The sequence below is a fragment of the Pectobacterium aroidearum genome (genome assembly GCF_015689195.1).
Taxonomy (GTDB): Bacteria; Pseudomonadota; Gammaproteobacteria; order Enterobacterales; family Enterobacteriaceae; genus Pectobacterium; species Pectobacterium aroidearum.
This window is the reverse complement of record NZ_CP065044.1, coordinates 1,499,605-1,512,279: the sequence shown is the minus strand read 5'-3', so window position 1 is coordinate 1,512,279 and position 12,675 is coordinate 1,499,605. Positions and strand designations below refer to the sequence as shown.

At 55.6% G+C, this 12,675-nt stretch carries 12 protein-coding genes and 1 riboswitch; of the genes, 9 read left to right on the top strand and 3 right to left on the bottom strand.

Annotated elements, in window-relative coordinates:
• The first annotated feature begins 226 nt into the window (after positions 1 to 226).
• The 8 genes from mdtD to yegS all read left to right on the top strand — a co-directional run bounded on the left by mdtD (position 227) and on the right by yegS (position 9,118).
• Positions 227 to 1,624, top strand: coding sequence for an MFS transporter (mdtD, locus tag I2D83_RS06765; RefSeq protein WP_181845647.1), 1,398 nt, complete (start codon positions 227 to 229; stop codon positions 1,622 to 1,624).
• A 7-nt stretch (positions 1,625 to 1,631) separates the two neighbouring features.
• Positions 1,632 to 2,999, top strand: coding sequence for an envelope stress sensor histidine kinase BaeS (baeS, locus tag I2D83_RS06760; RefSeq protein ID WP_205947758.1), 1,368 nt, complete (start codon positions 1,632 to 1,634; stop codon positions 2,997 to 2,999).
• A 33-nt stretch (positions 3,000 to 3,032) separates the two neighbouring features.
• Positions 3,033 to 3,761 carry an envelope stress response regulator BaeR gene (gene baeR, locus I2D83_RS06755; RefSeq protein ID WP_015841150.1) on the top strand — a complete coding sequence of 243 codons (729 nt, stop codon included), beginning with the start codon at positions 3,033 to 3,035 and terminating at the stop codon, positions 3,759 to 3,761.
• A gap of 39 nt (positions 3,762 to 3,800) precedes the next feature.
• Positions 3,801 to 4,454 (top strand): Vat family streptogramin A O-acetyltransferase, encoded by a 654-nt coding sequence (locus I2D83_RS06750; protein ID WP_205947757.1) that lies wholly within the window; start codon positions 3,801 to 3,803, stop codon positions 4,452 to 4,454.
• Positions 4,455 to 4,522: 68 nt separating this feature from the next.
• Positions 4,523 to 5,074, top strand: a complete 552-nt coding sequence (locus I2D83_RS06745) for a GNAT family N-acetyltransferase (RefSeq protein WP_205947756.1) — start codon at positions 4,523 to 4,525, stop codon at positions 5,072 to 5,074.
• A gap of 171 nt (positions 5,075 to 5,245) precedes the next feature.
• Positions 5,246 to 6,205: a glutathione S-transferase family protein gene (locus I2D83_RS06740; protein ID WP_205947755.1), complete on the top strand. Its 960-nt coding sequence runs from the start codon at positions 5,246 to 5,248 to the stop codon at positions 6,203 to 6,205.
• Between the two features lie 195 nt (positions 6,206 to 6,400).
• Complete coding sequence (gene trhP / locus I2D83_RS06735) at positions 6,401 to 7,762, top strand: prephenate-dependent tRNA uridine(34) hydroxylase TrhP (protein ID WP_015841154.1); 1,362 nt, start codon at positions 6,401 to 6,403, stop codon at positions 7,760 to 7,762.
• 456 nt (positions 7,763 to 8,218) lie between these two features.
• Positions 8,219 to 9,118 carry a lipid kinase YegS gene (gene yegS, locus I2D83_RS06730; RefSeq protein WP_181829085.1) on the top strand — a complete coding sequence of 300 codons (900 nt, stop codon included), beginning with the start codon at positions 8,219 to 8,221 and terminating at the stop codon, positions 9,116 to 9,118.
• A 13-nt stretch (positions 9,119 to 9,131) separates the two neighbouring features.
• On the opposite strand, the gene psiE is transcribed toward yegS, so the two are convergent.
• From psiE to thiM, 3 genes are all read right to left on the bottom strand, one after another.
• Positions 9,132 to 9,539, bottom strand: coding sequence for a phosphate-starvation-inducible protein PsiE (gene psiE, locus I2D83_RS06725; protein ID WP_015841156.1), 408 nt, complete (start codon positions 9,537 to 9,539; stop codon positions 9,132 to 9,134).
• 152 nt (positions 9,540 to 9,691) lie between these two features.
• On the bottom strand, positions 9,692 to 10,495 hold the full coding sequence (gene thiD / locus I2D83_RS06720) for a bifunctional hydroxymethylpyrimidine kinase/phosphomethylpyrimidine kinase (protein ID WP_181848632.1): 804 nt from the start codon (positions 10,493 to 10,495) through the stop codon (positions 9,692 to 9,694).
• The gene (gene thiM / locus I2D83_RS06715) at positions 10,492 to 11,286 is read right to left on the bottom strand and encodes a hydroxyethylthiazole kinase (protein ID WP_180779534.1); all 795 of its coding nucleotides are present in this window, start codon (positions 11,284 to 11,286) and stop codon (positions 10,492 to 10,494) included. The genes thiD and thiM overlap by 4 nt, the downstream gene beginning before the upstream one ends.
• Before the next feature lie 36 nt (positions 11,287 to 11,322).
• A riboswitch (TPP riboswitch) is annotated at positions 11,323 to 11,419 on the bottom strand.
• Between the two features lie 157 nt (positions 11,420 to 11,576).
• Here thiM and ahr point away from each other — a divergent pair.
• Positions 11,577 to 12,596 carry an NADPH-dependent aldehyde reductase Ahr gene (gene ahr, locus I2D83_RS06710; protein WP_205947754.1) on the top strand — a complete coding sequence of 340 codons (1,020 nt, stop codon included), beginning with the start codon at positions 11,577 to 11,579 and terminating at the stop codon, positions 12,594 to 12,596.
• Positions 12,597 to 12,675 lie beyond the last annotated feature (79 nt).

Below are 12,675 nucleotides of genomic sequence, written 5' to 3'. Positions count from 1 at the left end.
CGCCCCGAACGCGCCCGACCAAGGGCGGCTCAATTGCCGTCGCCCTTGGAACCCTGGCTTGTGGCGCTAAATTGTACCGCTACGCGGTGCCTTCGCCGAAAGCAGTCTCTTTACGGGCCGCCAGTGACGCGCTCCCGGCGCGGCACTGTCTTTCGTGGCGTCCATGCCACTCACCCGTGAGCCAGCTTACGCCTCAGTACAATTTTTTACGCCAGGGGCAACAACAATGAATTCCGCCTCCGTCCGCTGGCAGCTCTGGATTGTTGCCTTTGGCTTTTTTATGCAGACGCTGGATACCACCATCGTGAATACCGCGCTGCCGTCAATGGCCGCGAGTCTGAATGAAAGCCCGCTGCATATGCATTCGGTGATCGTTTCCTATGTGCTGACCGTGGCGGTGATGCTGCCCGCCAGCGGCTGGCTGGCGGATCGTATCGGCGTGAAGAACATCTTTTTCGCCGCGATTCTGCTGTTTACGCTCGGATCGCTGCTGTGCGCTCGTTCGGAAACGCTGAATGAGCTGCTGGCCTCGCGCGTTATTCAGGGGATCGGCGGAGCGATGATGGTGCCGGTAGGGCGACTGACGGTGATGAAAATCGTCCCGCGCGATCAGTATATGGCAGCGATGACCTTCGTGACGCTGCCCGGCCAAATCGGTCCGTTAATGGGGCCCGCACTCGGCGGCTTTCTGGTGGAATACGCCAGTTGGCACTGGATCTTCCTCATCAACCTGCCCGTTGGCATTATCGGCGCGCTAGCCACCTGGTTCCTGATGCCCAATTACACCATGCGGACGCAACGCTTTGACATCAGCGGCTTCCTCTGGCTCGCCGTCGGTATGGCGACGCTGACGCTGGCGCTGGACGGTAACCGCAGCCTCGGCATTCCGCCGATTGCCATTTTTGCATTAATCACCGTTGGGCTGATCGCACTGCTGAGCTATTGGCTGCACGCACGTCGTAACGAACGAGCTCTGTTTAATCTGCGTTTGTTCGACACCCATACCTTCTCTATCGGCCTGACAGGCGGGCTATTGGCGCGCATCGGCAGCGGTATGTTACCGTTTATGACGCCGCTGTTTTTACAGCTGGGAATGGGCTTTTCGCCGTTCCATGCCGGGCTGATGATGGTGCCAATGGTGCTAGGCAATATGGGAATGAAGCGAATCGTCGTGCAGATCGTCAATCGCTTAGGCTACCGCTGCGTGCTGATTGTCTCGACGCTGTTGCTGGCGCTGGTCACCGCGCTGTTTGCGCTGGTCGCACTTATGCAATGGATCTGGATGATCCCGATAGTGCTGTTCTTCCTCGGCATGGTGAACGCCATTCGTTTTTCCACCATGAACACGCTAACGCTGAAGGATCTTCCGGATACGCTCGCCAGCGGCGGCAATAGCCTGATGTCGATGACCATGCAGTTGTCCACCAGCCTCGGCGTCAGCATCGCAGGTATTCTGCTGGGCATGTTTTCTCAACCGCACATGGCGGCAGGAAGTGGAGAAACCCACATGGTGTTTATTTACACCTACCTCAGCATGATCGTCATCATCGCCCTGCCCGCATTGATTTTTAACCGTGTCCCGGCAGACACCATCAAGCAGTCAACGCTGCCGCGTAAATCGTGAGGTCGTTATGAAATTCGGAATCACCGCCAAACTGTTCCTCGCGATTTTCGCCACCTGTATGCTGGTGCTGATTACCATGCACTGGGGCGTGCGCGTCAGCTTCGAGCGCGGCTTTATCGATTACATTAAGCGCGGCAACGAACAGCGGGTCACGCAGCTACGCGACGCACTCGCAGAGCAATATCAGTTGCACGGCGACTGGTCATTCCTACGCAACAATGAACGTCTGGTGTTCAAAATGCTGCACTCGATGGATCAAAACAGCGACACTGACAACAGCATGCAGGGATGGCGAGTGCGTCTTTGGGTGCTGGATGCAAACAAACGCAAGCTGTTTGGTTCCCCGGCACCGATACCGAAAGAAGGTACCTCGCAGCCCATTCAGGTACAAAACCAGACGGTCGGCTGGATTGTGGCCTCACCCGTTGAGCGCCTGACCCGCAACGCCGACATCAGCTTCGATCAACAACAGCAGCGCACCAGTTGGCTGATTGTCGCACTCTCGACGCTGCTTGCTATCATCGCCACCTGGCTGACCGCCCGTGGCCTGCTCGCGCCCGTCAAACGGCTGGTCAGCGGCATGCACAGCTTGGCGTCAGGTGATTTCAGCACCCGAGTGACGGCCAGTTCGCACGATGAACTCGGCAGGCTGGCGCAGGATTTCAACCAGCTTGCCCGCACGCTGGAAAAAAACGAGCAGTCTCGCCGCGCGTTTATGGCCGACGTCTCTCACGAATTGCGCACGCCGCTGGCAGTGCTGCGTGGCGAACTGGAAGCTTTGCAGGACGGCGTACGTAAGCCCGATGCGCATTCTCTGCATTCGCTCCAGTCTGAGGTGACAACGCTCACCAAACTGGTGGACGATCTGCATCAGCTCACCCTGTCCGATCGCGGCGCACTGGCCTACCGCAAAACGTCTGTGGACATCGTGCAAATTCTGCAGATTGCTATCGCCGCGTTTCATGAACGTTTCCAGAAAAAGCAGATTACGCTCACCACCGAATTACCGACTCAGGCTGATGTGTTTGGCGACCCGGATCGCTTAAGCCAGCTATTTAACAACCTACTGGAAAATAGCCTGCGCTACACCGATGAACAGGGGCAGTTGGCTATTAAGCTAGTTCAGCAACATAAACGCTGGGCTATTATCTGGCAGGACAGCGCCCCCGGCGTGACCGACGAGCAGCTCATGCTGATTTTTGAACGTTTTTACCGGGCGGAAAGTTCGCGCAACCGCGCCAGCGGAGGCTCCGGGCTGGGGCTGGCTATCTGCAATAATATCGTTGAGGCGCATAGCGGACGGCTGTATGCTGAACATTCGCCATTAGGGGGCGTGATGATTACCATTGAGCTACCCTTGCATAATCCTGACTGATTGCTATTCCTGAAACCGAAAATAAGCAGAGCTATGACAACCGCACCCGATTTCGCTATGGCGTCACCCATTCTGATCGTCGAAGATGAACCCAAATTGGGGCAACTGCTGGTGGATTATCTTCAGGCAGCGGACTATGCCACGCACTGGCTGCCCAACGGCAACGATGTCGTCGACTGGGTGCGGCAGCATTCCCCTTCACTCATTTTGCTGGACTTAATGCTGCCGGGCTGTGACGGCCTGACGCTCTGCCGCACGATCCGCCAGTTTTCCAACGTGCCGATTATCATGGTCACCGCCCGTAGCGAAGAGATCGATCGCCTGCTGGGGCTGGAAATTGGCGCTGATGACTACATTTGTAAACCCTTTAGCCCGCGCGAAGTGGTGGTGCGCGTCAGAACGCTACTGCGCCGCTGCGGCTGGCAGAACGACGGCGTGAAAGCCATCGAGAAAACCGAAACCGCGCTAGTGATTGATAAAGGCGGCTTTCAGGCCAGCTATCTGGGGCAGAACCTCGATCTCACGCCAGCAGAGTTTCGTCTGCTCAAGACGCTTTCCACCGAGCCAGGCAAAGTGTTTTCTCGCGAGGCGCTGCTGGATAAGCTCTACGATGACTATCGCGTTGTGACCGACCGCACCATCGATAGCCACATCAAAAACCTGCGTCGTAAGCTGGAACAGCTGGACGAAGAGACCTCATTCATCCGCACGGTATACGGCATCGGCTATCGCTGGGAAGCCGCGCCCTGTAATGAGGTATAACACCAATCGCCCCATGATGTTATTGGAGCTTATGATGTTATGGAGACCCTATTGAACGGACCCGATCCTGATAACCGCTATCCTATGGCCGGTTTCCCCCAAGTGTGCTTCATTAAGAATATTGTCACCAACCCGAATATTGAAATTGGCGATTACACCTATTACGACGATCCCGATGGCGCGGAAAACTTCGAGCAAAACGTGCTCTACCACTATCCGTTTATCGGCGATAAATTAGTCATCGGTAAGTTCTGCGCCATCGCACGTGGTGCAAAATTTATCATGAACGGCGCCAATCATCGGCTTTCTGGGCTGTCGACGTATCCGTTCCAGATTTTCGGCAACGGCTGGGAAAAAGTGACGCCAAAGCCAGAGGATCTGCCTTATAAAGGCGACACGCATATCGGCAACGATGTCTGGATTGGCTATGACGCGCTGATCATGCCCGGTATCCGCATCGGGAATGGCGCTATCATTGCGTCGCGCGCCGTGGTCACCGCCGATGTGCCGGCTTACACGATCGTCGGCGGCAATCCGGCAAAAATCCTCAAATCCCGTTTTGCGCCAGACGTCATCAATGCACTGGAAACGCTAAGCTGGTGGGACTGGCCGATAGAAAAAATTACACGTCATCTGGATATCATCGCTGCGGGTGATATTACGGCGCTGCAAGCCTGCCATCAGTCAGCGTAACCGTCTTCCATTTCATACAGACCTATTCCACACGACCCGTTACCACACGAAGAGAGGCTTTCACGATAATGACTGCGCTATTTTCCGAAACCACCAAAATCGAAACACCTCGCCTGCTGCTGCGTCCGCTCTACCGCGATGATGCACCTGCGCTGTTTGTCTTTATGTCCGATCCGGTCGTGATGCGTTTTTGGAACCATCCGCCCTGGCAGCAGATCGAACAGGCTCATGACGCGATTGACGAATACTGGAGCGCGCTATGCGCCGGGCACTATATGAAGCTGGGTCTGGAGGTGAAGGAGACCGGCGAGCTAATCGGCACCTGCGTGCTGTTCAACCTTGAGATTGACTCTAAGCGCGCCGAGATCGGCTACTGTCTGGCGGCGAGTGCGCAAGGGAAAGGCTATATGGCGGAAGCGCTCTCTGCCCTGCGGGATTTTGCCTTTGAAACGGTGGGGCTAAGCCGACTGGAAGCCGAAATCGATCCCCGCAATGTGGCGTCAGCCCGATCGCTGGAACGGTTGGGCTTCACACAGGAAGGGCTGTTAAAGCAGCGTTGGATCGTAGACAGCGAGGTGTCCGACTCCGCGCTATACGGCCTGCTGGCGGCCAAGCGCTAGCCACCCCACTCCCAGGCTGGTCAAAAATACTGTCCGACTTAATGAAAATTTTGTCATTTTCTCTTTTCCTAAGGCTGCTACCATTTTAAGCCTACAATAATAACGGGTATCACCTCGCACACAGTGCGGGAGATGGGTCACCTGCAACAGAACGGATAAGGGAAAAAGCATATGTCAGGTTTAGTGAACGGCAAATGGGTTAACGGCGATGTCGCGGCGGAAGAGATCAAAAACGGCGCGTTCCACCGTGAAGAAACCAAATTTCGGCAAACCGAGCTGGTGCCAGAAGCGGGTCGTTACCAGCTTTTCGTCTCCTATCTCTGCCCGTGGGCGTCGCGCACGCTGATTTTCCGCAAGCTGAAAGGGCTGGAGAATATCATCTCGCTTTCCGTTGCCAACCCACGCATCGCCGATAACGGCTGGGAGTTTGCCACCCCGCAGGATGCTGGCGAGCATGTGGGCGAGATTCACTACCTGCACCAGTTGTACACCGCCAGCGTACCCGACTATACCGGAAAGGTGTCGGTGCCTGTGCTGTGGGATCGGGTCGAAGGCCGCATCGTGAACAACGAATCGGCGGATATCATCCGCATGCTGAACAGCGAATTTAACGACCTGACTGGCAACCACCTCGATTTCTACCCGTCAGATCTGCGCGCTGAGATCGACAGCTGGAACGAAACCGTGTACCACAACGTCAACAACGGCGTGTATAAAACCGGGTTCGCCAAAACGCAGGAACACTATAACGACGCCGTCACCACGCTATTCACCACGCTGGACGAGCTGGACGATCATCTGGGCAATCATCGCTATATGCTCGGCGACACGCTGACCGAGGCCGACTGGCGTCTGTTCGTGACGCTGGTGCGTTTTGACGTGGCCTACCACGGCGCGTTCAAATGTAACCTGAAGCGCATTGCCGACTACCCAAATCTGTCGAACTACCTGCGCGAACTGTATCAGTGGCCGGGCATCGCGGAGACGGTCAATATCGACCACATCAAAGCGGGCTATTACGGTATTGCCTGGCTGAACCCGACGCAGATTGTACCGGTTGGTCCACTGGTCGATTTGTCTCAGTCCCATAACCGAGAAACGGTTGGAAAATCCCATATCGCCACGCGTTAATACCACGAGATCTGGCCTGTTCCATTAATGGCAGGCCATTCTTTATTTAGGTCAAAAAAATTGATTTACGTCAAACAATAGGCCTACTTTTCGTGTGTCGTCTACTGCAATTTCCCCCTATTAGCGCTAGAATCCTCCGCCTTTACTGCTCCCGCCGTGGAGCAGCCTGACTTGTGATCAGAATCGAGAGATACCATGTTTAAACCGGAACTGCTTTCTCCGGCCGGTACGCTGAAAAATATGCGCTACGCCTTTGCCTATGGCGCGGACGCGATTTATGCCGGTCAGCCCCGCTACAGCCTGCGCGTGCGCAATAACGAATTCAACCATCAGACGCTGGCGCAAGCCATTAACGAAGCGCATGAACTGGGAAAGAAATTCTACGTCGTCGTTAACATCGCGCCGCACAATGCCAAACTGAAAACCTTCCTGCGTGACCTGCAACCCGTTATCGAAATGGGGCCGGATGCGCTGATCATGTCCGATCCGGGTTTGATTATGCTGGTGCGGGAAAACTTCCCGCAGATGGATATTCACCTTTCCGTTCAGGCTAACGCGGTCAACTGGGCGACGGTGAAATTCTGGCAACAGATGGGGCTGACGCGCGTCATTCTGTCCCGCGAGCTGTCGCTGGAAGAGATTGCAGAAATCCGCCAGAACGTCCCGGACATGGAACTGGAAATTTTCGTTCACGGCGCACTGTGCATGGCCTACTCTGGCCGCTGCCTGCTGTCCGGTTACATCAACAAGCGCGACCCGAACCAGGGCACCTGCACTAACGCCTGCCGCTGGGAATATAAGGTTCAGGAAGGCAAAGAGGACGAGGTCGGGAATATCGTCCATCAGCACGAGCCTATCGCGGTGAAAAACGTTGAGCCCGCGCTGGGCATCGGCGAGCCGACCGACAAAGTCTTTATGCTGGAAGAAAACATGCGTCCCGGCGAGTACATGAGCGCCTTTGAAGACGAGCATGGCACCTACATCATGAACTCCCGCGATCTGCGTGCGATCCAGCACGTTGAACGCCTGACGCAAATGCAGGTGCATTCGCTGAAAATCGAAGGCCGCACCAAGTCATTCTATTACTGTGCCCGTACCGCACAGGTTTATCGCCGCGCTATTGACGATGCTGTCGCGGGTAAACCATTCGACCCGACGCTGCTGGAAACGCTGGAAGGCTTAGCGCACCGTGGCTACACCGAAGGCTTCCTGCGTCGCCACGTACATGAGGATTACCAGAACTACGACTACGGCTATTCCGTTTCCGATCGTCAGCAGTTTGTCGGTGAATTCACCGGCGTACGCCGCGATGGGCTGGCAGAAGTCGAGGTGAAGAACAAATTTTCCTGCGGCGACAGCGTGGAGATGATGACGCCAAACGGCAATATTCAATTCACCATCGAATCGATGCAGAATGCCAAAGGTCAGCCAGCCGATGTAGCACCGGGTAACGGCCATATTGTCTATCTGCCCGTGCCGGACGATGTCTCGCTGGATTATGCGCTACTGCTGCGCAATTTGCCGGGCACCACCACGCGAAATCCTAACGCCGAATAAGTCAGTAAGCCTTCCCATCCAGCGTTGCCCTTCACAGGGCAACGCTTTCTTACGGTATGCCCCCCCACCGCCGTTCTTTCTCCGTCACAAATAAGTGCACTCACAGCCTGAAAGTATCGTTACAAAGCTCAGGGTTTTTTAACGAATATTAGAAATAGATCACATCAATTCGCCGTTCTTGTGGTTAGTATTGCGTCGCTGAGAAAACATAGAACGAAAAATAAGCGTAGTGATACTACTAGGAACCACCTCCTTGGCCAGCTCAATCTCCCTTGAGCTGGCTTTTCTTTTTCTCCCGCCCACGTATTTTCCCAGCTCACACATTCACCGATTCTTCTGATGTCTCCCTACCGATTTAATGACTATGATTAACTGCAACACGTTTGTATTCACTGTGCTATTTCTGAATTAACGGCCTCTGAATGAACGACAACATCGCAGCCTGAGAAATAAGACATGGAAAAAAATCCAATCACACTGCTGATTCTGAATGGAAAGAGCGCGGGCAATGAAGAACTCCGTGAAGCCATTGGTGAGTTACGCAAGGATGGCTATACCCTGCATGTCCGCGTGACGTGGGAATATGGCGATGCGAAGCGCTATGTAGAAGAGGCAATCCAGCTCAGCGCGGATAACGTGATCGCCGCTGGCGGCGACGGCACCGTCAACGAAGTCGCCGCAGCCTTAGCGGTGCAGCCCGAAGCGGTGCGCCCGTGTCTGGGAATTATACCGCTGGGGACGGCCAACGATTTCGCCACCAGCTGTCAGATACCGATGGAGATGCACAACGCCTTAACGTTGGCGATCAAAGGCCGTGCCACTGACATTGATATCGCCAAAGTGAACGACGAGCACTATTTCATCAACATGGCGACGGGTGGCTTCGCCACGCGTATTACCACCGAGACACCAGCCAAAATGAAGGCGGCGTTGGGGAGTGCTTCTTACGTGCTGCACGCACTCTTTCGCATGGACATGCTGCAAGCCGAGCGCTGTGAGATTCACGGGCCAGATTTTCACTGGGCGGGTGATACGCTGGTCATCGCGGTGGGGAACGGTCGTCAGGCTGGCGGCGGGCAGGAACTTTGCCCAGAAGCGCTGATTAACGATGGGCTGCTGGAACTGAGCGTACTGTCGGCAAAAGAGCTGCTGCCCAATATGCTTCAGGCCTGGTTTACCGGCAGCGAAAACCAGAACATGATTTCCGCTACCTTGCCCTGGCTGGAGATTACCGCACCGGACGATATGACATTTAATCTGGACGGCGAACCGCTCACTGCCAAACGCTTCCGTATCGAAGTGCTTCCTGCAGCCATCCGCTGCCGGCTGCCGCCCCAGTGCCCGCTGCTGGAATAGCGGCATATTTCGGCTATTCCCGTTTCAGGCGATTACTGTTTGCCAGATACAGCGTGACGACCAGCAGCAGGATCGCCGCGGAATACATCAGCGTATCCGACGGGCTTTTGTGATCGACAATAATCAGGCGAATGATAGCCGTAATGCCGATGTAGATAAAATAGCGCAGCGGGAAGTGATAGCCGGACTGGAAATACTTCACGATCAGCGCAATAAACTCAAAATACAGGAAATAGATCACAATGCCTTCTATCAGCTGATAGGAGGAATCTTTCTCGTTGGAGATCAACAGCACCTTCGCCAGATGGAACGTTTCCTTGACTAAAAAAATCACCAGAATAGTCGCCAGCACCAGCAGGCCGATATTGAGTATCGTCTGAAGTGCTTTGGCAGCCATCGCACTGCGAGCAGAACCTGCCATATGTTATCCCCACACCCTATTTCATATTAACGCCAAGATTTCACAGCAAAGTAACCGGATGCCCCCGCCCTGTCACGCCGAAATGCGCTTAATTTAGTTTGAAATTACTGGCAAATATGTCACGCAAAGTACAAGTCAATTTACTTATGGTTTTACCACCAGCGGTGGAAGTGATGAACGGGGCCGATGCCATGTCCGACCTCCAGCGTGTCGGCCTGCTGTAACGCCTGCTGTAAATAGTCCTTCGCGGCCTTGACCGTCTCTCCCCAACTATCGTGGCGCGGTCGCAGCGCCGCCAGTGCGGCAGATAATGTGCAGCCAGTGCCGTGCGTATGACGGGTATTCACACGCGGGGAACTAAAGCGCTGCGGTTCAGCCTGTCGACTGAACAGCCAGTCAGGGCTTTCCGCTTCACTAAGATGGCCACCTTTCATCAGCACCGCCTGACAGCCCATCGCCAGCAGCGCTTCCCCTTGCTCTCGCATTTCCCGCTCGTTGGCGGCGGGTGATGTCCTCAACAGCGCCGCGGCCTCGGGCAAGTTGGGCGTAATCAGGGAAACCAGCGGCAGCAGCTCACGGCGGATTGACTCCACCGCCTCGGGTGCGAGCAGCGGATCGCCGCTTTTCGCCAGCATTACGGTGTCCAGCACAATGAAAGGCACCGCGTAGTGACGCAGGCGTTCGGCAACGGTTTCGACAATATCGGTCTGTGCCAGCATCCCAATCTTGGCGCTGTCGATACGGACATCGCTCAACACGGAATCCAGTTGCGCCGCGACAAAATCCGGCTCAATTCGGTAGACGGACTGCACGCCGCGCGTATTTTGCGCCACCAGCGCGGTAATAACCGACGTGCCGTAAGCGCCCAATGCGGAAAAGGCTTTTAAATCCGCCTGAATCCCCGCGCCACCGCTCGGATCGGTGCCCGCAATCGTCAACGCATTGATACGTTTCATGCCAGATCCTCCGCGCGCAGGGTATAAAGCCGATCGAGAAAGTTGGGGATAAAACTGCCTGTACCTTGCGACACCGAAGCGGCCTGCTGCCCAGCTAGCGCCATGACATAGCACGCTGCCGCCACGTGGGACACGCGGTCCCCCTCCAGAGAACAGAATCCCGCGACGACCGCCGACAGCGCGCAACCCGTACCAACCACGCGTGTCATCATGCTATCGCCACCGGCTATCGCGATATCTCGCTCGCCGTCCGTGACATAATCCACCGCACCGGTCACCGCAACAATCGTCCCCACTTGTCGCGCCAGCTCGCGTGCAGCAGGGAGCGCCGCCAGTGAATCATCGGCGCTATCCACGCCCCGCCCCTGTGCGGCTAAGCCCGCCAACGCCATGATTTCAGACGCATTGCCGCGAATCGCCGCAGGTTTCCACGCCAGCAGTTCTCGACAAAATGCCGTACGGAAGGTCAAACCGCCTACGGCAACCGGATCGAGTACCCACGGCGTCCCCGCCTGATGCGCGCTGTTTACAGCCGCTCGCATCGCCTCGGCACGCGAGCGCTCCAGCGTTCCGACGTTAATCAGCAGCGCATCGGCTACCGCGCTGAACTGCGCGGCTTCTTCGGGATCGACCACCATCGCAGGCGACGCATTCAGCGCCAGCAGCACATTAGCAGTAAAAGATTGCACCACATCGTTGGTCAAACAGTGCACCAGCGGCGCGGCAGAACGGAATTGAGTGAGTGAGGTTGCTGCCTGAGCGGCAGAAAAGTCGGCGGGTCGCGTGTTCATAAGTCTCCCAACCGGCGTGGAAGAAGGCGGCAACCGGTGGGCATACCGTGACTTCCCTACGCTGGCATTATCCAGATCAGGTGGTACGGGTATTTCTCAGCCTTCACAAAGAAGGGCACCCCGAGTCATGTACTACGCTTTGCAGCATAAGTAAGTGCATAACGTAAATCAAGCGCCGCCCGCCCCTCCTCGCCCGACACAAAATGAAAAACCACAGGCACGTTGTGACATAGAGAAAAACGCTATAACCCTTTAGACTGGTTAATCAAACCCATACTGAGGAGATTGTGATGACGATGATAAAAAGTTATGCCGCACCGGAAGCAGGCGCTGAGCTGGAGTTGTATGAGTTTGATGCGGGTGAACTGCAGGCGGAAGATGTCGAAGTCGTGGTTGATTACTGCGGCGTGTGCCATTCAGACCTTTCGATGATCGATAACGAATGGGGCATGTCAAGCTATCCGCTGGTTGCCGGGCATGAAGTGATTGGTCGCGTGCACGCGCTGGGTGATGCGGCGAAAAACAAGGGATTGAAGGTTGGTCAGCGAGTCGGTATTGGCTGGACGGCACGCAGCTGTGGGCACTGCGATGCCTGTATCAGCGGCAGCCAAACCAACTGTCAGCAAGGCAGCGTGCCGACGATCCTGAATAAAGGCGGTTTTGCCAATAAGATCCGTGCGAACTGGCAGTGGGCGATCCCGCTTCCTGATTCCATTGATATCGAATCTGCGGGTCCGTTGCTGTGCGGCGGCATCACCGTTTTCAAACCGCTGTTAATGCACCATGTCACTGCAACCAGCCGCGTCGGCGTGATCGGTATCGGCGGCCTGGGTCACATCGCGATTAAGCTCCTGCACGCGATGGGCTGTGAAGTCACGGCGTTCAGCTCGAACCCAGCCAAAGAGCAGGAAGTGCTGGCGATGGGTGCCGATAAAGTCGTCAACAGCCGCGATCCGCAGGCATTGACCGCACTGGCAGGCCAGTTCGATCTCATCATCAACACCGTGAGCGTCGATCTCGAATGGCAACCCTACTTCAACGCGCTCGCCTATAACGGGAAATTCCATACCGTCGGCGCGGTAATGAAGCCGTTCAGCGTGCCAGCCTTCACGCTCATCGCGGGCGACCGCAGCGTTTCTGGTTCGTCTACAGGTTCACCGCATGAACTGCGTTCTCTGATGAAGCTCGCTTCACGTGCCAACGTGAAGCCGCAGACGGAACTGTTCCCGATGTCGAAAATCAATGATGCTATCCAGCACGTACGCGACGGCAAAGCCCGCTATCGCGTTGTACTGAAAGCAGATTTTTAATCGGTAAAGGCGCCTGAGCAATCGGGCGTCTGTTTTTTGCCTATCAACGCAACCAACGTCATTCTCTGGGGTATACCGC